At 56.1% G+C, this 23256-nt stretch carries 21 protein-coding genes; 5 read left to right on the plus strand and 16 right to left on the minus strand.

The genetic code is table 11. The annotated features are described in order from the left end of the window. Positions 1-155: 155 nt before the first annotated feature. A complete protein-coding gene (locus ACOOGA_RS12795) occupies positions 156-914 on the plus strand; it encodes a MipA/OmpV family protein (protein WP_420428810.1) in 759 nt (252 codons plus the stop codon). Positions 915-1000: 86 nt separating this feature from the next. On the opposite strand, the gene ACOOGA_RS12800 is transcribed toward ACOOGA_RS12795, so the two are convergent. The 7 genes from ACOOGA_RS12800 to cysG form a co-directional block, all read right to left on the minus strand. Then, a complete protein-coding gene (locus tag ACOOGA_RS12800) occupies positions 1001-1783 on the minus strand; it encodes a hypothetical protein (RefSeq protein WP_420428812.1) in 783 nt (260 codons plus the stop codon). 82 nt (positions 1784-1865) lie between these two features. Further along, positions 1866-2771 carry a transcriptional regulator GcvA gene (gcvA, locus tag ACOOGA_RS12805; RefSeq protein WP_417459900.1) on the minus strand — a complete coding sequence of 302 codons (906 nt, stop codon included), beginning with the start codon at positions 2769-2771 and terminating at the stop codon, positions 1866-1868. A gap of 114 nt (positions 2772-2885) precedes the next feature. Beyond that, positions 2886-3638 carry a phosphoadenylyl-sulfate reductase gene (locus tag ACOOGA_RS12810; RefSeq protein WP_417459901.1) on the minus strand — a complete coding sequence of 251 codons (753 nt, stop codon included), beginning with the start codon at positions 3636-3638 and terminating at the stop codon, positions 2886-2888. Next, positions 3635-4159, minus strand: coding sequence for a DUF934 domain-containing protein (locus ACOOGA_RS12815; protein WP_417459902.1), 525 nt, complete (start codon positions 4157-4159; stop codon positions 3635-3637). The genes ACOOGA_RS12810 and ACOOGA_RS12815 overlap by 4 nt, the downstream gene beginning before the upstream one ends. Further along, positions 4146-5801 (minus strand): nitrite/sulfite reductase, encoded by a 1656-nt coding sequence (locus ACOOGA_RS12820; protein ID WP_417459903.1) that lies wholly within the window; start codon positions 5799-5801, stop codon positions 4146-4148. The genes ACOOGA_RS12815 and ACOOGA_RS12820 overlap by 14 nt, the downstream gene beginning before the upstream one ends. Before the next feature lie 57 nt (positions 5802-5858). Beyond that, a complete protein-coding gene (locus ACOOGA_RS12825) occupies positions 5859-6182 on the minus strand; it encodes a DUF2849 domain-containing protein (protein ID WP_420428814.1) in 324 nt (107 codons plus the stop codon). A 19-nt stretch (positions 6183-6201) separates the two neighbouring features. Beyond that, positions 6202-7620, minus strand: a complete 1419-nt coding sequence (gene cysG / locus ACOOGA_RS12830) for a siroheme synthase CysG (protein WP_420428816.1) — start codon at positions 7618-7620, stop codon at positions 6202-6204. A gap of 457 nt (positions 7621-8077) precedes the next feature. Here cysG and ung point away from each other — a divergent pair, with 457 nt between their 5' ends. Further along, entirely contained in the window at positions 8078-8806 is a 729-nt protein-coding gene (gene ung / locus ACOOGA_RS12835; protein WP_420428818.1) for a uracil-DNA glycosylase, read from the plus strand. 2 nt (positions 8807-8808) lie between these two features. Here ung and ACOOGA_RS12840 read toward each other — a convergent pair whose 3' ends face one another. From ACOOGA_RS12840 to ACOOGA_RS12860, 5 genes are all read right to left on the minus strand, one after another. Next, complete coding sequence (locus tag ACOOGA_RS12840; RefSeq protein WP_420428820.1) at positions 8809-10221, minus strand: hypothetical protein; 1413 nt, start codon at positions 10219-10221, stop codon at positions 8809-8811. Positions 10222-10410: 189 nt separating this feature from the next. Beyond that, the gene (locus ACOOGA_RS12845) at positions 10411-11838 is read right to left on the minus strand and encodes a M20/M25/M40 family metallo-hydrolase (RefSeq protein WP_420428822.1); all 1428 of its coding nucleotides are present in this window, start codon (positions 11836-11838) and stop codon (positions 10411-10413) included. A 154-nt stretch (positions 11839-11992) separates the two neighbouring features. Then, positions 11993-14092: a prolyl oligopeptidase family serine peptidase gene (locus tag ACOOGA_RS12850; RefSeq protein WP_417459909.1), complete on the minus strand. Its 2100-nt coding sequence runs from the start codon at positions 14090-14092 to the stop codon at positions 11993-11995. Between the two features lie 35 nt (positions 14093-14127). Further along, entirely contained in the window at positions 14128-14892 is a 765-nt protein-coding gene (gene gloB / locus ACOOGA_RS12855) for a hydroxyacylglutathione hydrolase (RefSeq protein WP_420428824.1), read from the minus strand. A gap of 96 nt (positions 14893-14988) precedes the next feature. After that, the gene (locus ACOOGA_RS12860) at positions 14989-15729 is read right to left on the minus strand and encodes a hypothetical protein (protein ID WP_420428826.1); all 741 of its coding nucleotides are present in this window, start codon (positions 15727-15729) and stop codon (positions 14989-14991) included. Positions 15730-15936: 207 nt separating this feature from the next. On the opposite strand from ACOOGA_RS12860, the gene ACOOGA_RS12865 reads away from it, so the two are divergent. Beyond that, positions 15937-18342: a bifunctional diguanylate cyclase/phosphodiesterase gene (locus tag ACOOGA_RS12865; protein ID WP_420428828.1), complete on the plus strand. Its 2406-nt coding sequence runs from the start codon at positions 15937-15939 to the stop codon at positions 18340-18342. Positions 18343-18584: 242 nt separating this feature from the next. Here ACOOGA_RS12865 and ACOOGA_RS12870 read toward each other — a convergent pair whose 3' ends face one another. The 3 genes from ACOOGA_RS12870 to folE all read right to left on the minus strand — a co-directional run bounded on the left by ACOOGA_RS12870 (position 18585) and on the right by folE (position 20610). Continuing rightward, complete coding sequence (locus ACOOGA_RS12870; protein ID WP_417459913.1) at positions 18585-19457, minus strand: trypsin-like serine peptidase; 873 nt, start codon at positions 19455-19457, stop codon at positions 18585-18587. Then, a complete protein-coding gene (hisI, locus tag ACOOGA_RS12875) occupies positions 19447-19860 on the minus strand; it encodes a phosphoribosyl-AMP cyclohydrolase (protein ID WP_417459914.1) in 414 nt (137 codons plus the stop codon). The genes ACOOGA_RS12870 and hisI overlap by 11 nt, the downstream gene beginning before the upstream one ends. 108 nt (positions 19861-19968) lie before the next feature. After that, the gene (gene folE, locus ACOOGA_RS12880; protein WP_420428830.1) at positions 19969-20610 is read right to left on the minus strand and encodes a GTP cyclohydrolase I FolE; all 642 of its coding nucleotides are present in this window, start codon (positions 20608-20610) and stop codon (positions 19969-19971) included. Positions 20611-20870: 260 nt separating this feature from the next. On the opposite strand from folE, the gene ACOOGA_RS12885 reads away from it, so the two are divergent. After that, entirely contained in the window at positions 20871-21299 is a 429-nt protein-coding gene (locus ACOOGA_RS12885; protein WP_417459916.1) for an iron-sulfur cluster assembly scaffold protein, read from the plus strand. A gap of 99 nt (positions 21300-21398) precedes the next feature. Beyond that, positions 21399-22460, plus strand: a complete 1062-nt coding sequence (locus ACOOGA_RS12890) for a serine hydrolase domain-containing protein (RefSeq protein WP_420428832.1) — start codon at positions 21399-21401, stop codon at positions 22458-22460. A gap of 4 nt (positions 22461-22464) precedes the next feature. On the opposite strand, the gene ACOOGA_RS12895 is transcribed toward ACOOGA_RS12890, so the two are convergent. Beyond that, positions 22465-23229 carry an alpha/beta hydrolase family protein gene (locus ACOOGA_RS12895; RefSeq protein WP_420428834.1) on the minus strand — a complete coding sequence of 255 codons (765 nt, stop codon included), beginning with the start codon at positions 23227-23229 and terminating at the stop codon, positions 22465-22467. Positions 23230-23256: the final 27 nt, after the last annotated feature.

Here is a 23256-nt window from a genome sequence, read left to right on the forward strand (position 1 = left end):
GGTTGCAGGGTTTATATCTGCGCTCATATTGGGTGGGCTTGCGCGCGCTGCACTCTCCTGATGGCTGAACCAATTATTTAATAGAACCGTATCAAGAAAAAGTTCTCCCGCATTAGAGGCCAAAACGGCCTAAGGGACAAGGAGCATAGATAGTCATGACAGTATGGAAATTAGGAGCGGCATTTGTTGTGTCCTCTTGCATCACGGCGGCGGCTGCGGCACAGGACGGCCCGCCGAAATGGACGGTGGGCGGCATAGGGCTTTTTTATGAAAGCCCGTTTGAAGCGGAAGATTCGAGCTACAACGCTTTCCCTTATGTGGCTTATAGAGGGGAGCGCTTTTACCTTGAGGGGCTGGAGCTTGGCTATCGTCTGCTGCCGCAACCCAGCAACCCTGATGACCTGCATCTGTCCTTTGACCTGATCGCGTCCGCACGCATGTTGCCGGGTTCAAGCCGGGATAAGGTCACCGCAGACGCGGGCGCACGGCTTGGCCTTCATGGCAGCTTCGGTTCTCTCAGTGCCGAGATACTACAGGACGTGACAGATACCCATAGCGGCCAGGAAGTCAGTGTTGGTTATAGCTACACCTTCCATTCAGACAAGTTGATGGTCACGCCAGGCATCAAAGCCACATGGCAAAGCAGCAAACTTGCGAACCATATGTGGGGGGTAACAGAAAAACAGCGCGCTAAAATGCTGGAAAAGGGCGACCCTCTGTTGCCGCTCTATAGCTTGTCGGATGACGTGATCAATTATTCTGCTGAGCTTATGGCCCTGTATTCCATTGATGATCGTTGGTCGGTCATCGCGTTTGGAAACGCCTCATATCTCGATAAAAAGGTGCGGGCAAACCCCGGTATCACCAAAAAGTATGACCTGACCATCGGATTAGGCGTGGCCTATAATTTTTAGGCCATTGTCGCCGACGAGCCCCCGCGGGCCACTCCTCCTCTTGTGCCCGCTGATAGCCTCGGTCGTTTTCGGCTGAGGCTATTACCCTATTCGTTTAAGGCGGCAGGTTGCATGCCAGGCCGAAGGAAGGAGCGCGCGGGTGTTTGCTCCAAAATCATCACCTTGAGGGCGCTATTAAGTTTTTCTGCCTTATCCTGATGGCGAGGGTTCAGCGCATGGAAGAAAGATACAGTTGTCCATAAGGCACGATTGACGGCGTCTTCCTTCGACCTCAAGTGGTCTATAATGGCCGCTTCGTGCAAGCCACTGGTGGCGAACACATCAATACGCCCGCGCGCGAGCAGCTCCCATGTTTGTGCCGTGCTTGAAACGGCGAAGGGGTGAGCGCCCATTTGCGGCAAGTGGCTCTCAAGCCAACGAAACCCGGCCTGATACCCAACCTTCAGACCGCGAAGGTCTTCCGGTTTGCCGGAAAATGCGGTGCGGTCCAGCCAGATAAGCCGGGCTTCAAGCCCGAACAGGGGTTGAGGCAGACTGATAAGCTTATCCGACATGCTTGCAACATAGTCACCAGGGCGGAACCAGTCGCCGTCCAACTCTCCGCGAATGAGCAACTGTTCGATACGCTTGGGGTCCATCGCAACAGATTTGGCGCAGTAACCAGCCCGGTTATAAAGGTCTTGGAAAAAGGCATCGAAAGCAGCAAAGGCGTCGCCAAGACTTTCGTCTGCGCCGAGCCGCATGCATTGGGAAGGCGAGGTTGTTTCAGGCGCTGCCTGAAGCAGCGCTGGGCTACAGCACAGTAAGAACAGGGCAAAAAGGCAGCGGGCGAGCTTGCAAGCCAAGCTATGCGCCAGGTTGCGGGCCATATCTCGGGCCAAGCTGTGGACACTTGTGGTGATCATGTATCCAATCCAAACCTCGGCCCCCAATCGCATGCCTTTTGGTTTGTCAGGCTTTACGGGTCTCCGTTCTCAGCCAGTCAATAAACTCTTGTACACGCTCATTCTTAAGTTTTTCTGTCGGGCAGACAATATAATGCGCGAAATTGATCGGCACCGCCTCGCCAAAGGGCTTGATGAGCCGCCCGGCCTTGAGGTCTTCTTCCGCGATGGCGGAACGTGCGAGCGCGACACCGCGGCCCGCAACAGCCGCTTCAATTGCCAGCGCATGATTGTTGAAGTGCAGTGCCGGCATGCCGTCTGGCATCACCACGCCTGCTGCCTTCAACCACATGGCCCATGTAGGCACACTGTCGTCCTCGACCGTGCTGTCGTCATGAATCAATGTGTGCTTGAGCACCGCGCAGGCACTGTCTGTCAGGTTGTCTTCATTGATGATGCCGGGCGCACATACGGGGAACACTGTCTCGCGCAGGATTTCTTCTTCAAACATGCCATTATAGCCACCAAGGCCGTAACGAATGGCGATATCAACATCCTCAGCCTTGAAGTCAGTGAGGTGCATGGTGGCTGAAATTTTCACGATCGCATCCGGTCGGCGTTCATAAAATGAGGCCAGCCGGGGTACCAGCCATTTGCTGGCAAAAGACGGCGAAACGCTGACCTTGAGAACATTGGATGTTTTCGATTCGGTCAAGATATCGACCGCTTCTTCCATCTTCTCAAATGCTTCCTTAAGCGGCATCAGCGATAGCTGCGCAGCTTCGGTAAGCACGAGCGAGCGGTTGGTGCGTCGGAACAATTCAATGCCGAGAAACTCTTCAAGTGAGCGGATCTGCTGGCTAATGGCCGCAGGCGTTACCGAGAGATCATCAGCGGCTAATTTGAAGCTCATATGACGTGCGGCCGCATCAAAGGCACGGAGCGCATTCAAGGGCAACAGGGAGCGTTTCATAGACTATCCTGCGTTAGAAAATCTTACTCAGCGCATCATAGGCACTTGTGGGCGGGACGCCAAGAAAATCTTGTGAGTTTTGCTGAGATGAGAGCGCCGGGGCACTCTCAGGGTTCATGATTTGGACAGGATACGGTTGTTCTCGCTTATGGACAGATGAATACCGCATTCGGTTTTGGCCTGACCGCGCCAACGGCCCGCCCGCTCGCTCTCACCTTCTTCAATCCGATCGGTGCATGGCATACAGCCGATGGACGCAAAACCGTCCGCCACCAGCGGGTGGTCGGGCAGGCCAGCACGCGCTTTATAGTCAAGCACGTCATCTTTGGTCCAGAAAGCAAGCGGGTTCACTTTTACCCGGCCGTCTGAGGCTTCAAAGTGCGGCAGCAGGCTGCGCACACCACCCTGATAGCGTTTGCGGCCGGATGCCCAGCCTTCAAAGCCTTCAAGCACGCGCGCCATGGGCGCAACCTTGCGAATGAAGCAGCATTTATTGGTGCTTTGTGACCAAAGAATGCCTTTGGGGTCATGTGCTTGCAGGTCGTTCTGGTCTGGCGTGATGGAGCGTACGTCGGTGAGACCCAGAAGGTTTGCCAACTCGTCCCGGTAACGTTTGGTTTCACCAAACAGCTTGCCGGTATCCAGAAACAATACCGGGATGTCTTTTGAGACTTGGCTCGCGATATGCAAAAGCACCGCTGATTCCGACCCAAAAGACGACACCAGCGCAAACCGGCGGCCGAAATATTTGAGCGCTCCGTCAATCACCTCTTCAGGCGCCACGTTTGCGTAGCGCGCGTCAAGGTAATCAACAGCATCGAGCGGGTCAAAATAGTCGGCTGTCTTGAGGGCGGTTGCAGCGGTCATGATGCTTTACGCTCCTCATCTTCTTGAGCTGCTGATTTGCTGTGCCGCATGTGGGCCACGGAAAGCTCGCCACCAAAATCGCTTTGGTAAAATGCGTCAAACCTCTCAAGTGCTTTTTCAAACGCCACCTTACGCTCGTCGCTTACATCCAGTGTGTCGAAGCCTGCTCGTTTGAGGAACAGGGCCTGATCCGGGATCACCGGGCCTGTTGCACGAATTTCACCTTTGAAGCCAAGGTCTTTGCGTAGGCGAACGGCCAGCGAAAAACCGCGCCCATCACCAAAAGCAGGGAAGTCGATCACAACAAACGCGAGCTTGTTGGCGAGCGGGGCGAGGCTTGTGTACGCGATGTCTGTAGAGACGATCACCCCGACCTTGCCAGCGCTTGCGAAGAAGTCTTCGTCCTCGCTCTCAATACGTTTGAGCGGGATGGCAACGCTTGCGCCTTCCTCAGGTGCGGTATCGTCAGCCAGGTTTTCCCATAGGCCGGGCTCAATACCTGTAAGATTAATTAGCGCCATAAACCGCCTCCTTGAATACTGCGGGGCCAACGCGGCGATAGGTGGCGAGAAACTCTTCGCCTTCGGTGCGCTCACCCAGATAAACCGCCACGACCTTCTCAACTGCGTCCACAATGCCCTCTTCATTGAAGCCGGGGCCGAGGATGGCTGCTCTCGACGCGTCTTCTGCGCCAGAGCCACCAAGAAGCAGCTGATAATTTTCCTCACCCTTACGGTCGACACCAAGGATGCCGATATGGCCCGCATGGTGGTGACCACAGGAGTTGATGCAGCCGGAGATCTTGATCTTCAGCGGTCCGATGTCCTGCAGGCGCTTGATATCGTCAAAACGCTTGGTGATGGTTTGCGCAAGCGGGATAGACCGCGCATTCGCGAGCGAGCAATAGTCAAGCCCGGGGCACGCGATGATATCGGTCAACAGGCCCACGTTCGCAGCACCAAGGCCGGCCTCGTCCAGATCTGTCCAGATGGCAGGCAGGTCTTTTTTGGCCACATGCGGCAGGATCAGGTTCTGTTCATGGCTCACACGAATTTCAGACTGGCTGTATTCGTCCGCGAGTGCTGCCACCATTTTCATCTGCTCTGACGTCGCATCACCGGGGATACCACCGTGCGGTTTCAGGCTGATGGTCACATTCACATGCCCTGGCACCTTGTGCGGGTTTGTGTTGTTTTTGAGCCAAGCCGCGAAGATGAAGTTCTTGCGCGCAAGCTCTTCTACTGCGGGCACCTCGTCAGCCAGCACAGGCAGCGGTGGTGGCGCGAAGAAAGCACGGATGCGGGCAACTTCTTCCTCAGGCACGTCAATGGGTTGGTCTTTGATACGCGCCCATTCCTCATTGGTTTGGCGGGCGTATTCTTCTGCGCCCAAATCTTCCACAAGAATTTTGATGCGGGCTTTGTATTTATTGTCGCGGCGGCCCTGCTCGTTATAAACGCGCAGGATGGCTTCAAGGTAGCTGAGGATGTCAGCTTCCGCGACAAAGTCGTTGATGGTTTTGCCAATAACCGGCGTGCGGCCCATGCCGCCACCCACCAGCACTTCAAAGCCGATTTCGCCCTTGTCGTTTTTCTTCACCACCAGCCCGATGTCGTGCCATTTCACGGCCGCACGATCATGATCAGCGCCGGTGATGGCGATCTTGAATTTGCGCGGCAGGAACGAGAACTCAGGGTGAAAGCTCGACCACTGGCGGATAAGCTCTGCGTACGGGCGTGGGTCTGCAACTTCGTCAGCCGTGGCGCCCGCGAACTGGTCGGTTGTCACGTTGCGGATACAGTTGCCTGATGTCTGGATGGCGTGCATCTCAACATCAGCCAATTCCTGCAGAATGTCCGGCGTTTCAGATAGCTTTGGCCAGTTATACTGGATGTTCTGGCGCGTGGTGAAGTGGCCGTAACCCTTGTCGTATTTGTCGGCGATGAGGGCAAGGCGGCGCATCTGGTCAGCAGACAGCGTGCCGTAAGGGATAGCGACCCGGAGCATATAGGCATGCAGTTGCAGATAAAGGCCGTTCATCAGGCGAAGCGGGCGGAACTCTTCTTCCGTCAACTCACCCTTCACGCGGCGCTCTACCTGGTCGCGGAACTCCGCAACGCGGGCGTCGACTATCGCGCGGTCATATGTGTCGTAAGCGTACATGGTTTGGATGCCTTCTTAATCGTCTTGCTTATCGTTTGGCTGTTCGTTTGGTTTTTCTTAGCGTTCCCAGTCCGGGGAAACCTGATAACCGAGGTCGGTGCGCACACTCGGGCCCGTTGCCTGCATGGCGAACTTCATGTGCGCAGGGAAGGGTTTGCCGTCCCGTTCCGTTGCTTCAACGACTTCAATGCTCAGCACATGGTTGGATGCGGCTGATTTTTGTGCGAGCGCTTCAAGCGCCTCAACGCTTGCCTCATCCGCTGCTGTGGCGGCGTCGCCCGCAAGCGCAGACCAGCTACCGTCGGCGCGCATGAAAACAACGCGCCCGTCAAGCAGGAGGTTTGCGACAATCATCTGCGGCCCTGTAATTTTTTTAGCCATACTTTGGTACTCCCTAAACTCAGGCTGTAGCGCTCAGGCGCTCAGTTTCTTTCTCGGCCCACGCAAGATCGGCGGCGTTTTTCACAACATCACCAATCAACAAAAGCGCCGGGCTTTTCACATCATTTTTGGCAACAAGCTCAGCGAGGCCTTCAAGCGTGCCGTAAAAACGGCGCTCGTTTGCCCGTGTGCCGTTTTCAACTACAGCAACAGGGGTGGAGGCCTTAACGCCTTCACCAATCAAACCGCTTGAGATTAGGCCAGCGCCGCGCACACCCATGTAAACGGCGAGAGTCTGACCGCCGCCCGCAAGGCGCGCCCAGTCTTTATAGGAACCGTCCTTAAGGTGGCCGGTCACCAACGTGATGGAGCTTGAATATTCTCGGTCTGTCAGCGGGATCTGGGTGGTGGCGGCAATGCCCTGGAAGGCACTGATGCCGGGCACCACTTCAATATGGATGTCATGGGCGCGCAGGGCGGCCAGTTCTTCACCCGCACGCGCGAAAAGAAGCGGGTCACCGCCCTTGAGGCGCACAACACGGCGGCCCTTAAGCGCTTCTTCAACGATCAGCTTATTGATACCATCCTGCCCAATGCCGTGGTCGCCTTCACGTTTGCCAACAAACACCAGCTCGGCATCGCGGCGCGCAAGCGCCAGCACGTCTCGGCTCACCAGCCGATCATATACGATTACGTCTGCTTGTTGCAGCGCGCGGTGTGCCTTGATGGTAAGTAAGTCCGGGTCGCCGGGGCCTGCGCCCACAAGCTGTACCTGGCCAGTTGTTGCACCCACACGGTGGCTTCTCGCAGCATCAACAATCAGGCGTTCAACATCTTCCTGCGTCAGGTCTGCATATTGGCCAGCATTGTCATAGAGCCGATCCCAAAAAAGCCTGCGACGGGTCGCGTCCGGTATGAGGGACTTGACGCGTAAACGGACGGCACCCGCCGCAGAGGCAAGCACACCAAGAGAAGGGGGCAGAAGTTTCTCAAGGCTGCTACGAAGGCGGCGTACAAATACCGGTGCCATGCCGCCGGAGGAAAAGGCAACTTGCAGCGCACCGCGCGAGAACTGCGCGGGCGTTGTAAAGGTGGATTTAAGCGGCTTGTCGACCACATTCACCGGCAGCTTGCGAGCTTCGGTCAGGCGCAGCACGCGCTCTTCCGCCAGCTCGTCATCAAGCGCAATGTAAACCAGTGTTTTGCCGGTGAGGTCGTCTTCCGTGAAGGCACGGTCGTGCACAATAACTGTGCTCGCGCCGGTATCTTCAGGCAGCAGGCCAGCGTCCTTGAGCGCCGCTTGCGCGCCAGCGCCGACAACGCTGATGCGTGCGCCAGTGGGGGTGAAAAGACCAACCTTCGCCATAGCAGCAGCGGTGGTGCCTACAATCAGGATGTGGTGCTTCTCGCTGGTGAGAAAAACCGGAATGCTGCTCATGATCTTCACTCCTCGCTCAACACTTGCCCGCTTGGCGGTTCAAGGTCTGTGGTGTCCCGGGCTCCGCCACGGCAACACTTTGTAAAATAAACTATCCGATGGTTCTTCAGATAAGGGCGCAGTGCCATATCCACAAACGAGAAGAACTGAATCTCTCGGGTAGAAAATTTTACCTCATAATGGCTGTTATTTCGACATAAAAGAAATAAAATGCTAATTTATAACAATAATAGAACTGAAATACTGTCATTATTATGTGTCGTGGAATGGCTGTTGCCTTTTGAGCTGAGGCTTGAAAAGCCAATCCTTATCGTGCGTCGCGTAGTTTCTCTAATCTGGTGTGGGTGGTGGTGTTTTGGTGCTGGGCTTGAGCAAAAAAATGCCCGACAAAGAGGTTCCTGTGTGGCTTTTTGGCGTGTATGCATGAAGCGAATGCGGGGAGGTACGGGGCAGTTTTATGACACATGCAGTGATGACAGACGTTCCGCTCATAGACGGGTGGCGAGCCTATATGGCAGGTGAATTCACCTCAGACTACATGCACAAGCTTGCCGCATTTCTGGATGCTGAAGAGCGCGCGGGCAAAACCATCTTCCCACCACGTGAAAATTATTTCCACGCCCTTAACCTCACCCCGCCTGATGCGGTGAAGGTTGTGATCATTGGGCAGGACCCATATCACGGCGCGGGGCAGGCGCATGGGCTCAGTTTTTCCGTGCAGCCGGGTGTGGATGTGCCGCCGTCTCTCAGAAATATGTACAAGGAGCTTGAGGATGACCTTGGGGTGACGCACCCTGGACATGGTTTCCTTGAAGGGTGGGCGCTGGAGGGCGTGCTGATGCTGAATGCGGTGTTAAGCGTCGAAGCCCATAAGGCAGGCTCCCACCAGAAAAAGGGGTGGGAGAAGTTTACCGACCGTATCATTGAGGTGCTCAACAGCCAGCGGGACGGCCTTGTGTTCATCCTGTGGGGTGGGCATGCCCAGAAAAAAGGCGCGGGCATTGACCGCAGTCGCCATCTGGTGCTTGAAGGGCCACACCCGTCGCCACTGTCGTCCTATCGTGGTTTTTTTAGCTGCAAGCATTTCTCAAAGGCAAATGCCTACCTTGAAAGCCAGGGCAAAAAGCCGGTCAACTGGCAGCTTACGGCGGTAGAGGCCAAGGGCGAACAACTTGACCTCTTGTGAGCTTAAGGCGTGACCACACCGTAGGTGGAGGTGAGCTGGATCTCAATGCCGCCGCCGCGTGGTCTTGTGGCGGATGTGGCGACCGTGAAAGTATTCCGGGTCACAACCGTCGGCAGCGCGCCGTCTACTGAGGCTTCCCACTGGTGCGTGCCGCCGCCTAAATTCATCAAGACCCCGCCCACAGCTTGCAGACCCGGTACAAATGAAAGCCGCCCGGCGTTATTCACCACAATGATGTTGTTGGGGATTTGAAGCGCGTTGAGGTTATCGTTGATACGTGCGTTAGGCTTGTTAACCCAAGGGCGGGTCCAGTTCAGATTAGCCCCCATCCACGCGTTGACGGCAGGAATAGGGCTTGTAAGAACAAGGCCGATGTTCTCCTGTATCTGCACCTCGTGGTTTTCCCACGCACTGTCTTTGATGTCTTCATGAAACTGGTCCTGAAGCTCATAAACAATGCGGCTGGAGAATAGCGAGATATTGCCCGGATTAGCGTTAAGCCACGGTGTTGTCACGGTTCTTACCGGCCGTGTTTGCCATGCGGGCGGCGCTTCGGCGTGCACGGGGGCTGTGATATTGAGCGGTGTGTGCACGTCAATCGACATGCCGGAATCTGTCACCCGCGCCGCCAAGTGGTGGGCATCTTTGTTGGCCACAGGGGTTAGAGTTTGCTGCGATGTGAAGGTGGTGTTGAGCGCGTTTGGCGTCGCGATTGTTGATGTGCCGTCATACTGCCAAGTGGGGTTAAAACCCGCCGGTGCCCATGTGCTGGTGGCGCTGACGGTAGAATCGATCAGCAGCTTCCGGTTCACGCTGAAGTTGGTGCCGTGGCCTTTCTCGACCGAGATGGTGCCGCGGGCGTCAACCACCGTGCCCTGCGCACCGGGGCCGCAGATATGCTGGTCCTGGGCGTTGCGGTAGTCATACTCGAAGCCAAAATCGTTCCGGCCACCACTAACATGGGTGCCTTCCATCACGAAAGTGACGGGGGTGTTGTAAACCTGATTGAACCCAAACGCCCGGCCCGGCGCACCGGCTGCATTAACACTATAGGCGCGTACGCGTTTGTTGGCGCCTTTGCCGACAGCTGAGGTGCCTCCGCGCACCAGCACAGGCTCCCCGATAAACACCTTGGCAGCGCCCGGGTGGTTGAAGGTGAAGGTGCGCAGATTGTCTTCGTTTGCAGGCAACCGAGCCTGATTAAAGTCAGCACCGCCGCGACCGTCATCATCGTCATTATTGAGGGAGACAATGAACAAAACCGGGTTACACCTTGGTGTGACCGCTGTGATATCCCGGCTATAAAGATTGCTGGTTTCAACGCAGGCACTAAGCTGGCAGGCGGCGACAAGAAGCGCCACGCGCCGGATTAAAATTGATGGTTTCCTGACTGATTTTGAATGTGTGACACCCATACCCCTTCCCCTCGGTTTGATCTCTCACTGTCCATGAAAGTACACCCATAAGGCGTAGTTTACGGCCTATGATTAATTTAGGTGTGGCATAGAGGGCAAAATGTGTGGCGGAAAACAGCAAAAAGGGCGGTGAAAACCGCCCTCAGTGCGTCGCTTGTGTGGCGCCCGGTGTGGCTTGGGCGTGGCGCTTTAGTCGTCTGAAATATCCTTGAGGATCATGTACCAATGCTCAAGGTCGCCATAGAAGCTCGTAAGCGGCAGGCGCTCATTCAGGCCATGGGCGAACATGTCAGACCCCTTGAGGAAAATACCTGAGATGCCATAGCTCTCGATCCCGGCTGAGCGGAAATGCATGCCGTCTGTGCCGCCAGATTCCATATAGGGCACAATGGTCACGCCGGGATAGCGGGCGTGTACAGCGCGCTCCAGCACTTCCCACACATCGTCGCGCAAGGGCGAAGCGGCGGTTTCAACCGGGTCTTTCATCGGGCGCCATGTGATGGCGTCATTATCCACCACTTCCTTGAGGGTGTTGAGCGTCGCCTCCGCGCCCACACCGGGGAAGATACGGCAGTTCACCACGGCTGATGCGCTTTGCGGCAGTGCGTTTTCCGCGTGGCCTGCTTTCAGCATGGTGGCCACACAGGTGGTGCCGGTGGTGCCGACATATTCGGGGTGGGAGCGCAGCTCCGCAATCGCCCACTCGTCCGCCGGGTCTTCGGCGAACGTTGCCATGGCTTTGCCAAGGTCACCGCTCGCCATGGGGGCTGATGCCTTGAAGAAGGCGCGGGTCAGCTCGCTTGAGCGGGCCGGGAACTTGTACGCCTGAATTTTGGTCAGTGCGTCGGCGAGGTCATAGATCGCGTTATCGTCGCGCGGGCGCGAGCTGTGCCCACCGGGGTTAGTGACGGTCATCTCAAAGCTGATGTAGGTTTTCTCGGCTGCCTGCATGTTGTAGCTGATCACGCTGCCGTCTGGTGCCAGCGCACCGCCGCCCGCGTCTGCGTTCAGCACAAACTCGCTGTCTGTCAGCTCGATATACTCATTCACCAGCGCTTGCGTTGAAACCATGCCGGTTTCCTCGTCGCCCGAGAAAGCGATGATAAGGTCACGCTTGGGCACATAACCTTCCGCCTTCAGGCGCAGGAAGTTGGTGGTCAGCGATGTCATGCCCATTTTGTTATCAAGCACGCCGCGACCGAAAAGATAGCCGTCTTCTTCTATCAGGGTGAAGGGGTCACGCTCCCAGTCTTCTGGCAGGGCATCAACCACATCCATATGCGCGGAAAGGGATACTGGCTTTTTGCCAGAGGAGCCATCACCACGGTAGCGCACCACAAGGGCCGCCGTGTCACCAACAGGCAGCAGGTGGATGTCTTCTTCAGGGAAGCCACCTTGTTTGAACTCGTTCGCCAGATAAGCGGCCAACTTTGGCACATTACCGTGGCCTTCAGCGGTACGCATGCCAACAGCAGTGCGCAAAATTTCCATGGCTTTATCAGAGAAGGGGGCTTTATCTGAGTAGGGCAGTTTTTCCTCGGCAAATGCCGCACCGGTTATGGCGCTTGCAAGGCCAAGGCTTGCTGCCAACGCAAGCGTAGAGAGTGATTTTAGCATGGGCGTGTTTCCTAGCATGTTTTTATATGCGTAGGACGGTAGCGCGTGCCCCTGAGATTAGCACCTCACTTTTTATTGAAATCTGCATAAGTTTTTCAAAATGAAAAAGGGCGGGGAAATTCCCGCCCTTGTGGTGTTTGTTATATCGCGGAGTTTAATCCTTGAGCTTCTTCAGCGCATAGACAATCTGAAGCGCGTCCGTATAGGCTTTTTGCTTCAGGTTCGCTGCGGCAGAGTGCCCACCTTCCGTGTTTTCATAATAGATCACAGGCTTGTCCATACCGAGCATTTTGGCCGCCATCTTGCGGGCATGGCCCGGATGCACACGGTCATCCTTGGTGGACGTGTAGAAAAACACTTCCGGGTAGTCCGTATCCGCTTTCAGGTTCTGGTATGGCGAATATTTGAGGATGAACTCTTTCTCTTCCGGCACATCCGGGTTGCCATATTCCCCCATCCAACTGGCACCCGCGAGCAGGGTATGGAAGCGCATCATATCAAGAAGTGGCACGGCGCAGATCACCGCGTTCCAAAGGTCCGGGCGCTGGGTGGTCATCACACCCATCAAAAGCCCACCGTTGGAACCACCCCGAATGCCAAGATGCTTAGGGCTTGTGAGGCCAGTGGAGACAAGGTCTTCGCCGACCGCAATAAAGTCGTCATAGGCACGTTGGCGGTTGGCTTTAAGCGCGGCCTGGTGCCATTTGGGGCCAAATTCGCCGCCGCCACGGATGTTGGCGATCACATAAGCGCCACCTTCCTGAAGCCACAGCTTGCTGGTGCCCGAGAGGTAACCGGGGGTCAGGGAAATCTCAAACCCGCCATAACCGTACAGGATAGTGGGGGTTGAGCCGTCCATCGGCACATCTTTGTGATGAATGACAAAATAGGGCACTTTGGTGCCGTCTGCGGAAGTGGCGAACTTCTGCTCCGTCACCATATTGTCTGCATCAAAACGTGCAGGCAGGGAGGTGATGGCCTCCGGCTCGCGGCCAAGTTCAACGCTATAAAGCGTGTCTGGCTGCAGGAAGCTTTCAAAATTGATGAAGGCCGTATCGGTCCATTCATCGGCGCTCACCACATTCAGGGAGCCATTCTTCGGCATGCCCAGATTTTTGGTTTCCCAGCCTTTTGCACCAAGCTTGGCAGAAACAAGCTGACCGGTCACTTCATCGAGGATCGAGAGGAAGATACGGTCTTTCCCGATCTCTACCCCGTCGATGGAGTTACGCTCACCGGGTACAAAAATCTCGCTGATGCTCATCTCCGGGCGGCCTGCAAGGGCATCCGCAACCTTGATGGAAACAAGCGTACCGGCTTTTACGGTTTTGGTGCCAAGGGTCCAGTCTTTGCGCATCTGCACAATCACCATGTCGCCGTAGAAACCTTTGAAGCTGATCTCAAGCGGCATTTCCAGTCGGCGCATCTCCTTCTGGTCCCAGACTTCTTCTTCACCGTCCAGCACATAGATGACCTCGGTGAAAAAGTCAGGAGCCTGCACAATGCCCACATAGTTGCCGTCTGGCCGGTGGCTTGCGAACGGGAAGCTGCCCACATCCTTCGTGTCGCCTTCATGCATCAGCTTGGCGATGGCAAGCGGCTCGTTCCGTTTCCAGATTTTTACCTGATTGGCGTAGCCGCTATCGGTCATGGTGCCTTCGCCAAAATCGGTGCCGATCAGCACGGTGTCGGCATCAATCCACACCACTTCCTGTTTGGCTTCGTCTGTCTTGAAACCACCATCTACAAAGCGTTTGGTAACCGCATCAAACTCGCGCACCACAACGGCATCACCACCACCACGGGACAGTTCAATGAGGCAGCGGCCAAAGTCAGGCGCCAGACATTTGCGGGCTTTATAGACCCAGTTTTCATCTTCGGCTTTCGCCAGTTCATCAAAATCAAGGATGGTGACCCACTTCGGGTCACCGGCCTTATAGGATTTGAGGCTTGCACGTCGCCACAGGCCGCGAACGTTGGTTTCGTCCTGCCAGAAGTTGTGGACGGAGCCACCAAGAAGCCTGCCATAGGCGATTTTGTCCTTGGCGTTATAGTCCTTGAGCGCGCGTTCCTTGAGGTCTTCAAAGCGGGCGTCTTTCTCCAGCAGCTCAAGGGAGTGCGCATTACGCTCATGCACCCATTCAAGCGCCTTCTCACCCTCCACGTCCTCAAGCCAGAGGTAAGGGTCGTCGTTCGCAAACGTCACTGTTGTAATGGCGGCAGCCATAGCTACTCCTACTGTCAGGCTTTTCATTTTATCCCCCTTTGGATAACGCCACTTTGTGTGGCTTAAAAATTGTCTTTCAGGCGGCGGATTTCGCCAAAAACCTTGGGCCAGGGCGCACCAATCATGCCCAGCCTGTCTTGTATCTCTTCGCTCATCGGCCGGAGGAACGGGTTTGTCTCCCGCTCAATACCCAGCAGGCTTGGCACCGTTGGCTCGCCCTTATTGCGCATCGCGCGCACCTCTTGCATGCGGGCCTGCAGCGCCTTGTTGTCTGGCTCGACCGATAGCGCAAAAGCGCCGTTCGAGAGTGTATATTCATGGGCGCAGTAAATGCGGGTTTCATCCGGCAGCTTCAGGAATTTTGAAAGCGACAGCCACATCTGCTCTGGTGTGCCTTCAAAGAGCCGCCCGCAGCCCATGGCAAACAGCGTGTCGCCACAAAAAAGCGCGTGGTCTGCTGCAAAATGATAGGCGATATGGCCGCGTGTATGCCCGGGCACGTCATAAACGTCTGCCGCGATAGCGCCAATATAGGCATGGTCACCTTCCGCGACGGCGACATCAATACCGGGGATACGGTCGCGGTCAGCGGATGGGCCGATGATCTTGAGATTATACCGCTGTTTGAGCGCAAGGTTCGCGCCCACATGGTCACCATGGTGGTGGGTGTTCAGGATATAATCTGGCTCCCAGCCTCTGGCCTCAAGTGTCTCAACAACTTCACGTTCCACGGCGGGGTCCACAATCGCGGTTTCACCCGAGGTCGGTTCATGGATGATATAGATATAGTTGTCCGTCAGGACCGGGATTTGAACGATTTCGAGCATATGCCTCACCGGTAATTTTGCTCACTATAACCATGCACCGGGGCGCGGGCGAGTCTGAAAAACACGTCTTCACCAGACGCTGAAATATCCGCCAATTCAGGCATTGAGCAGCCACGCCCCCACATTCAGGCGAATATCCAGATGACGGTTCACCTCGCCCTTTGGGGCGATATACCATTGCCATGCCTCCAGCGGTGCGCCGGGCAGGTGGCTTCGGTCAACTGTGGTCACGATATGGTCGTGGTCCCCGTGCATTTCAACGCGCTCATAATCGGTGATCAACAAAGCCGGGCAGTTCATGGCCATCAGCGCGCGGATATGGGCGTCCTGCAGTTTGGTGATGATGGCTTTTTCCTCGTCATTTTCCGGTGGGCTGGACGCGAATGGCAGGGCAAGCTGGCTGAGGATGTTGCAGCTAATGGCCATGCCGTAGCCTGCCAGCGGGATAGGCGCAACTTGGGGCGGGGCTTTGCTTGAGGACAGGCATCCAGTGATGTCGCTGAGCTCAAACGCGAGGTTATCGTACCGCTTCACCATATGCCTCGCGCGCGCTGTCTCAACCGCATCAACCAACAGGGCGCCTGCCGGGTGGCCGTTCAGTGCATCCAGCGGCAGGTCAAGGCACAGGCCCGCGCCCAGCACCAGAAGCGGCTCGCCCGCTTCCGCTTCATGCAGGTGCGCGCTGATACATTCTTTTGTGTGCTGCAGGTGGTTTTCCCACGCTTCTTTTTGCCGACTGTATCGCCCGCTGATACCCGCAACTTCACGGGCAAGACCTGCCTTGCGCGCACCGGGTGCGGTGCGTGAGGTAAGCGAGGTATAGAGTTCCTTGAGCACGTGCTGCCTCCTGGGCAATTTTGCCCATGATATCACCCCATGATATCACTACGGGCGCTTCAAGGCTAACCTACCCGGTGGCGGCCCAAATAATTTCCCGGTCGGTTAACAGAATTTCAATTGTCCTGCCGCTTAATAAAGGCACTATGTGTTCAGGTCGTTCGGCAAAATGCCGTTTGGCGCATTGGGGGCAACAAGCGCTTCGGTATGATTGAAAGAATTTTTGACAGCCTTCTCCATGGGCACGATTTCAGGGTGCTTCTCCTGGCCATGTTCCTCGCGCTGTTTTGTGCGGTTACCTGCCTCTCCCTGTTACAGCGCGCGCGGGTGTGCGCGGAACAGGAGAGAAAGCGCTGGCTGATCATCACCGCTATCTCGATCGGCTGCGGCATATGGGCGACCCATATGATAGCGTCCCTTGGCTGGGACCTGCGCATGCCGGTAAAACACAGTGTGCTGATGAGCGGTATCGCTGGGCTGGTGAGCATTGCTGTGGTTGGTGCCGGTTTCATGATCGCAACCTATAACCGCACCCGCCGTGCCCGGCTACTGTCAGGCATCATTGTGGGCGCGGGCATTGCCTCGACACATTTTATCGAGATGGCCAGCATCAGCGTGCAGGGCACCCTGTTTTTTGACCCAAGGTTCAGCAGTGTCGCGCTTATTACAGGTGTTGCACTTTCGGGTGCTTCTTTTGTGGTGATGCATAAAACCGATGACGCTGTGCGGCAAATACTGGCGGCCCTTCTGCTTGCAGGTGCAATGATCGCCACACATGTGGTGGCGGTTGCGGGCATTGCGGTAACCGTGGACCCAAGCCTTGTGGTGCCGGACAAACTGGTCTCGGATACCGTGATGGGCTTTACCGTCTCCATCGCGGCCATTGCGCTTTTGAGTGCAAGCCTTGCCATGGCGGCCTCTGATTTCCGGGTGAACCGGGGCGGTGCCGTTGAGGTGGACCGGCTGAGAAGCCTTGCCGACGCCGCCATTGAGGGCATCGTGGTGGTTGACCATGGTGGCCACATTGTTAACGCCAACCAAAGTTTCCTTTCCCTTGTGGGCAATTCGATGCGGGGTCTCAGCGGCGCAGACTTCTCGCGCTATTTTCGAGATTTCCCAAGCGGCCAGACAATCACAGAAATGGCTGAAGCAGGCATGAAGCTTGAGGAAGCTACCCTTTTAAGCGCGACGGCTGAAGAAATACCGACCGAGCTTTATTTCAAAAGCGCGATTGTAAGTGGTGAAGCCCACAATGTGGCCGTGGTGCGGGACCTGAGGGAACGTCGCGCAGCCGAGCAACGCATCAACTTCCTTGCCAACTATGATGTGCTTACAGGGCTCGCGAACCGGCAGTTGCTGATGGACAGGCTGCAGCACGCCATGGAGGCGGCTGAGGAAGCCGAGCAGAAAGTGATTTTGCACTATCTGGATATTGACGGCTTCAAGGAAATGAACACCGCCATTGGCCAGCGCTCCGCCGACCAGCTTTTGAAGTTTTTTGCCGGGCGGTTGACAGGCAGCCTGCGCGGCATGGTGACTGTCGCCCGCATTGGGGCAGACCAGTTCTGCATCGCGCAGGAAGCAGTGAAATTGCAGGAAAGCGCGGAGCTGTTGCACGAACGCCTGCGCCGCAAACTCGCGCAGCCTTTCACCGTTGCCGGGCAGGAGATCAAGCTGACAGCGTGCGTGGGCACATCCATTGCGCCAGATGATGCAAGCACACCGGCGCATCTTCTTGCCCGTGCGGAAATCGCGATGAAAAAAGCCAAGGGCCAGGGGCGCGGCACTTTCTGTTTTTACGAGTTCGCAGCCGATAAGGCGCTTGAAGACAGGCGCAGGCTGAAGATTGAGCTTTCCCGCGCGCTGACTGACGGTGAAATTTTTCTCCTCTATCAACCACAATTTGATATCGATTCAGGCGAGATTGCCGGTTTTGAAGCGCTCGCGCGCTGGCGCCATAAAAAACGCGGTATTATCTCCCCCGTTGAGTTTATCCCGCTCGCGGAAGAAAGCGGCCTTATCGTTGATATCGGTGAGTGGATATTCAGGGAGGCCTGCCGGGAAGCCGCAAGCTGGAACAAGCCGCTGCGCATTGCTGTGAACCTGTCACCGCTTCAATTTGTGGATGACAACCTGCCTGAGAAGATCGCGGCCATGCTGGATAATTGCGGCCTGGATGCCACCCGGCTTGAGCTTGAGATCACCGAAGGGGTGCTGATTGAAGACGAGGTGCGCGCGCTTGCCATGCTCACCCGGCTCAAAGAGAAGGGCATCCTGCTGGCGATGGATGACTTTGGCACGGGTTATTCGTCGCTCAGCTACCTGCGGCAGTTCCCGTTTGACAAGCTCAAGATCGACAAGAGTTTTATCACCGACCTGAAGAATGACCAGCAGGCGCTTGGGATCGTGAAGGGCATGATTGGCCTTGCCCATGGGCTTGATATCCCGGTCCTTGCTGAAGGGGTCGAGAACGAAGCCCAGCTTGCCATGCTGCGGCTTGAGCACGGGGATGAAGTGCAGGGCTTTTACACCGGTAAACCCATGCCAATAGCGCATTATCGTGAGCTGATTGGGGGCTACAGGCAGGATGCGGATTTGAGCGCGAGCGCGTGACGCGGGCCAGCCTTCCACAAAAAAATGCCCCGCTTCAGGAGCGGGGCAGTTGCTTTGACAGGAGGATACTCCGGAGAGGACAATCAGCCGGAGCACCTTGTGTTGACCTCGAACTATCGCACCGCTGTCGTGCTCTATCTCTTCCCGTCAATAACGTGATGCCTTGATAAAACGATGCTTGCCTTGGTGGCGCTCAAGCACAACCAAGATGCGACAAGTGGGTTTCGAGCTGCGGTGAAATGTTATTCTATATCATTATCAGTTGTGGCTGGGATCGCTTCTGCATCCCGTAGCGCGACAAATTCGCGCCAGAAGGCAATGATGGAAACCCCCATGCTGGCAACCTTGCCACGGATTTTGGTGCTGGCTGTCTGGATACCAATCACCTGCCATGTGCCATCAACCTCTTGAAGGATGGGGCCACCGCTGTCCCCGCCAATAGACAGGCAATCGGTTACCAGAACATGCCCGCGTTGCGCGGCGGCATGAATGCGGCAATTCTCTTCAAGGGAGAGAAGGTGCGCCCGGTCTCCCGGATACCCTGCGACCGTAATCATAGGGCTTTGCAGCACCGTGTTCACTTTGCCGTCAGCATTGATGGTGACATTGGACGGGAACGCGAGAAAACCCACACTTTCGCCAATGGGTTCCTCAAGGGTAAGCAGGGCCCAGTCATATTGCAGGGTTTCGTGCGATGCGCCTTTGGTGCCGTCAAAGGCCGGGCTCACCACATAAGATTTCACTTTGGAATGCCCCGCATAACCGCCCGCGTGATACCCGGCCACAAAATGCACGACACCGGGAACAACCAGCCCCTCCTGTGCGCGGGAATAGAGGCAATGAGCAGCGGTAAGCACAAGGTCTGGGCCAATAAGGCTGCCGGAACAGTGCGCCCGCCCGCCGATGTTGACCCGGCCGATAGAACGCCACGGCGCAATGGTGCTGTCTGCCGCAGGGCGGTGGAAACTGGTGACTACGGTCTCAGGCGCGTTGCCCGCTTCGCGCATTTTTCGCAGTTTTTCTTCCGCGCTTTCAGTTGCACCTTCCTGCGCAAAAGCCTGCGTGGCGGTGAGAGCCAAAAGCCCAAGGAGAAATGCGGCGGCCTTATGTTTCATGGGAGAGTTTAATCATCTGGTCGACTTCAAGGGCTTGCCCAAGCGGGATGCTTCGGTAAAAGCAGCTTGTGTGCCCCACATGGCAGCACTTGCCGCCTTTTTGCTCCACCACCAGCCAAAGGCTATCCTGGTCGCAGTCGGTACGGAAGTCTTTCACCACCTGAAACTCGCCTGATGTCGCCCCCTTGTGCCAAAGCGTTTGGCGTGAGCGAGAGAAATAATGCGCCTCGCCCGTCTCGATCGTTTTTAAAATGGCCTCTGCATTCATCCACGCCTGCATCAGCACGCGGCCCGAGGTTGCACAAGTTGTAACAACGGGGATAAGACCTCGGTCGTCAAACCCGGGGGCAAACTCAAGCCCATTCTCAAGCGCCACTTTATCGCTTCTGTCTGCAAATTTCATTGGTGAACAGTTCCATAAATAAGTGAAGCGGCATCATCGGATAGATGCGCCGCTTCATCAAGTCACAGATTCTTGCCCTGACATTTAGTCTGACATTTAGTCTGGCATTTAGCCGCGGATCAGGTCCCAGAACCGGCGTTCCTGGTCGGCTTCACGGAAACAACCCCGGAATTGACGGGTGATGGTATAGACCCCGTGGTGCTTCACACCGCGGCAGGTCATGCACTGATGTGTTGCGTCAACCACCACGGCTACGCCTTTGGGGTCGAGATATTTCTCAATCGCGTCAGCGATCTGTGCGGTCATGGTTTCCTGTGTCTGCAGACGGCGGGCATAGGCTTCCACAATACGCGCAAGCTTCGAGATGCCAACAACGCTACCGTTCGGCATATAGGCGACATGGGCGGTGCCCTGTACCGGTACCATATGGTGCTCACAGTGGCTTTCCACGCGAATGCCGCGCAGGACCACCATGTCGTCATAGCCGGCAACCTCACCGAAGGTGCGCGCGAGAATTTCTTCCGGGTCTTTGTTATAGCCTGCAAAAAATTCTTCATAGGCTTTCACGACCCGTTTGGGGGTGTCGCGAAGGCCCTCACGGCCTGGGTTGTCACCAGCCCAGCGAATAAGAGTACGCACGGCAGCCTCAGCTTCGGCGCGCGATGGACGGCCACCAGCGCTCGGACGAGCACCTTCCGGGATGACCTTCAGTTCAGAGCCACTTTCGGCCCTTTCAAGTACGGCATCCATCAAAATTCCTTTCTGTGGATGAGTCCCCTTCATGGCAAGGAATTGCCGGGGCAGTATGTAGGTTCACGCAATCGAACGCGCGAACATCAGTTGATATGGTCAGAATTACCGGGATTTCAAGAGAAACGCAAGATTGTGGCAGATCACAATTTTGTCCCTTGGCAACCGGGCCTGATGGTTTTACGAACAAAGGACCGCGCCGGATCACACCTTGACGGCCGCATGGGCGGCAACACGGGCTATAAGATGAATGAGCCGACATGACTGAGCTGTATAATACAGAGATATTGCGCTGGACCACACGCATCCCCCATCAGAAGCGTCTGGTGGCTGCCGATGTGACGGTGACCAAAACCAGTCGTATCTGCGGCAGCCGTATCAGCGCCGACGCTCACCTTGTGCTCGGTCGGATCAAAACCTTTGGCTGGGAAGTGAAAGCCTGTGCGCTCGGACAGGCGACAGCTGCAATCGTGGGCCAGCACGCTATTGGTCTCGGTGAGACAGAGCTTGCAGATATCGCAGCCCGGTTCCGCACCATGGTGCAAACGGGGGAAGCACACTTCCCTGATAAATGGCAAGAACTGGCGCTTTTGGCGCCGGTACAGGACCACCCCGGCAGGCACGGGTCTGTCATGCTGCCCTTTGAAGTGTTTGAGGGGATATTTGCCGCAGCCGAGAAAGCAGAGTAGGGTCTGCCCGCACCGGCGCGTATCATGGCGCGTATCATAATGAGAACGCATTTTGCCACAACAGTCAGTCGCGCGACCTAAAGTGCCGAGAGGAAACCTATGCCCTTCAAGTTAATGGCGGCTGCCATAATGATATGTGCGGCCTTTGCGCCAGCCCATGCCAACACCACAATGGATGAACTTGTCGAGGCGGCAACGCAGGGCGGCTATGAAAACATCACCAGCATATTGGTTGCGAAAGACGGCAAGGTGCTTGCGGAGCATTATTTTGGCGGTCGCGATGCAGACACGCTTCACAACACCCGGTCTGTCACCAAAAGCCTGACAAGCATGGCGGTTGGCGCGGCGATCTATCAGGGTGCGCTGCTTGACGAGCATGAACGTGTTTTTCAATTTTTCGGTGACGTGGGACCGCATGACAATATGTCTGATCTCAAGCGCGGGATTACCGTCCGTGATTTGATGACCATGTCGTCTGCGCTCGCGTGTAACGACAATGACCCAGCCTCGCCGGGTTATGAAGACAAGATGCACGAACGCGCAAACTGGACGGAGTTTGTACTCAATCTGCCCACCATGGAAGGCTATGCGCGCAATGAGGGCGGTTTTGGCCCCTTTGGCTACTGCACCGCAGGCAGCTTCCTGATCGGACAACTGCTTGAACGTGCCATGGGGTTGAGCGTGGACGAGTTTGTAGACGATGCCCTTTTCGGGCCGCTCGGCATCACCCGCTATGAATGGTATCGCTCCCCATCTGCCGAAGAGCAAACAGGCGGTGGTTTGCTGCTTTCAACCCGCAGCCTGTGGAAGGTTGCGGAACTGGTGCGCGCGGGCGGCATGTGGCACGGCAGGCGGTTGTTGCCAAAAGGCTGGACAAACGCGATGACCAGCCCGCAGGTAAGCGTGGATGAAACCACGTCATACGGTTACCTGTGGTGGGTGGGTGAGTTTAAAAGCGCCACCACAAGCGCTGCGTACCCGGCCTATTACATGGCGGGCAACGGCGGCAATAAGGTTGTGGTGATCCCGAGCCTCAAAATGGTGACGGTTATCACGTCCACAAATTACAACACGCGCGGCATGCACGCACAAACCACCGAGATGCTGGAGCGGTATATCCTGCCGGCCTTTGAGCGCGGTGCGGTGCATCAGGGGCGATAACCCCTCAGCTATCCAGATACTGGCTTGCCCAGGCGGAAAGTACGCGGGCGACATAAATGCCGTCATGCGGGCGCTGCATCAGCAGGTGATCTGCGAGGTCGAGCGAGACATAGCTTTTGGGGTGTTTCGCGGTTTCAAAAATCCGGCGGGCATGGTCAACCGAGACAGTTTCATCAACCGGGCTATGCATCACCAGCAGTGGTTTTCTCAAGCCACGTATCGCGGTTTCCACATTCTGGGCGCGGGCGTCCTCCACAAACTGGTGCTTGATTTTAAAGGGTCGTCCAGCCAGCGAGACGGTTGCCTCACCATTTTTTTCGATGCTGTGCAGATCTTCGCTGAACTGTTTCAGCACATTTTCGCTGTCAAACGGCGCGGCGATTGTTGCGACAGCTTTCACCTCAGGCACCTGCCCTGCGGCCACAAGCGTTGCGGCACCGCCAAGGCTGTGACCAACCATGATGGACGGGGCTTCAAGCTCTTGCCGCATATATTCAGCGGCTGCAAGAAGGTCTGCAACGTTAGACGAGAAGTTGGTGTTGGCAAAATCCCCGTTCGAGCGACCAAGCCCGGTAAAATCAAACCGAAACAGGGCGATACCGTCATCATTGAGGGCTTTGGCAATGCGGTTGATAGCGTTCAGGTCTTTCCCGCAGGTGAAACAGTGCGCGAACAGCGCATAGGCGCGGGGCTTTTCCTCGGGCGCATCCAGCTTTGCCGCCAGTTCAGCGCCGAGCGCGCCTTTGAATGTGATCTTTGTTGCGGGCATTTTGTCCTCCTCATCGGCCTCATCGGT

It is taken from the genome of Kordiimonas sp. (assembly GCF_965216265.1).
GTDB lineage: Bacteria > Pseudomonadota > Alphaproteobacteria > Sphingomonadales > Kordiimonadaceae > Kordiimonas.

Bases quoted from the DNA above. Each gene is read 5' to 3' on its own strand.
- ACOOGA_RS12815 (WP_417459902.1), bottom strand. From the start codon at position 4,159: ATGGCGCTAATTAATCTTACAGGTATTGAGCCCGGCCTATGGGAAAAC.
- ACOOGA_RS12820 (WP_417459903.1), bottom strand. From the start codon at position 5,801: ATGTACGCTTACGACACATATGACCGCGCGATAGTCGACGCCCGCGTT.
- folE (WP_420428830.1), bottom strand. From the start codon at position 20,610: ATGGATGCCGTACTTGAAAGGGCCGAAAGTGGCTCTGAACTGAAGGTC.
- ung (WP_420428818.1), top strand. From the start codon at position 8,078: ATGACACATGCAGTGATGACAGACGTTCCGCTCATAGACGGGTGGCGA.
- ACOOGA_RS12865 (WP_420428828.1), top strand. From the start codon at position 15,937: ATGATTGAAAGAATTTTTGACAGCCTTCTCCATGGGCACGATTTCAGG.
- ACOOGA_RS12870 (WP_417459913.1), bottom strand. From the start codon at position 19,457: ATGAAACATAAGGCCGCCGCATTTCTCCTTGGGCTTTTGGCTCTCACC.
- hisI (WP_417459914.1), bottom strand. From the start codon at position 19,860: ATGAAATTTGCAGACAGAAGCGATAAAGTGGCGCTTGAGAATGGGCTT.
- ACOOGA_RS12810 (WP_417459901.1), bottom strand. From the start codon at position 3,638: ATGACCGCTGCAACCGCCCTCAAGACAGCCGACTATTTTGACCCGCTC.
- gloB (WP_420428824.1), bottom strand. From the start codon at position 14,892: ATGCTCGAAATCGTTCAAATCCCGGTCCTGACGGACAACTATATCTAT.
- gcvA (WP_417459900.1), bottom strand. From the start codon at position 2,771: ATGAAACGCTCCCTGTTGCCCTTGAATGCGCTCCGTGCCTTTGATGCG.
- ACOOGA_RS12850 (WP_417459909.1), bottom strand. From the start codon at position 14,092: ATGAAAAGCCTGACAGTAGGAGTAGCTATGGCTGCCGCCATTACAACA.
- ACOOGA_RS12890 (WP_420428832.1), top strand. From the start codon at position 21,399: ATGCCCTTCAAGTTAATGGCGGCTGCCATAATGATATGTGCGGCCTTT.
- ACOOGA_RS12840 (WP_420428820.1), bottom strand. From the start codon at position 10,221: ATGGGTGTCACACATTCAAAATCAGTCAGGAAACCATCAATTTTAATC.
- ACOOGA_RS12825 (WP_420428814.1), bottom strand. From the start codon at position 6,182: ATGGCTAAAAAAATTACAGGGCCGCAGATGATTGTCGCAAACCTCCTG.
- ACOOGA_RS12885 (WP_417459916.1), top strand. From the start codon at position 20,871: ATGACTGAGCTGTATAATACAGAGATATTGCGCTGGACCACACGCATC.
- ACOOGA_RS12795 (WP_420428810.1), top strand. From the start codon at position 156: ATGACAGTATGGAAATTAGGAGCGGCATTTGTTGTGTCCTCTTGCATC.
- cysG (WP_420428816.1), bottom strand. From the start codon at position 7,620: ATGAGCAGCATTCCGGTTTTTCTCACCAGCGAGAAGCACCACATCCTG.
- ACOOGA_RS12895 (WP_420428834.1), bottom strand. From the start codon at position 23,229: ATGCCCGCAACAAAGATCACATTCAAAGGCGCGCTCGGCGCTGAACTG.
- ACOOGA_RS12845 (WP_420428822.1), bottom strand. From the start codon at position 11,838: ATGCTAAAATCACTCTCTACGCTTGCGTTGGCAGCAAGCCTTGGCCTT.
- ACOOGA_RS12800 (WP_420428812.1), bottom strand. From the start codon at position 1,783: ATGGCCCGCAACCTGGCGCATAGCTTGGCTTGCAAGCTCGCCCGCTGC.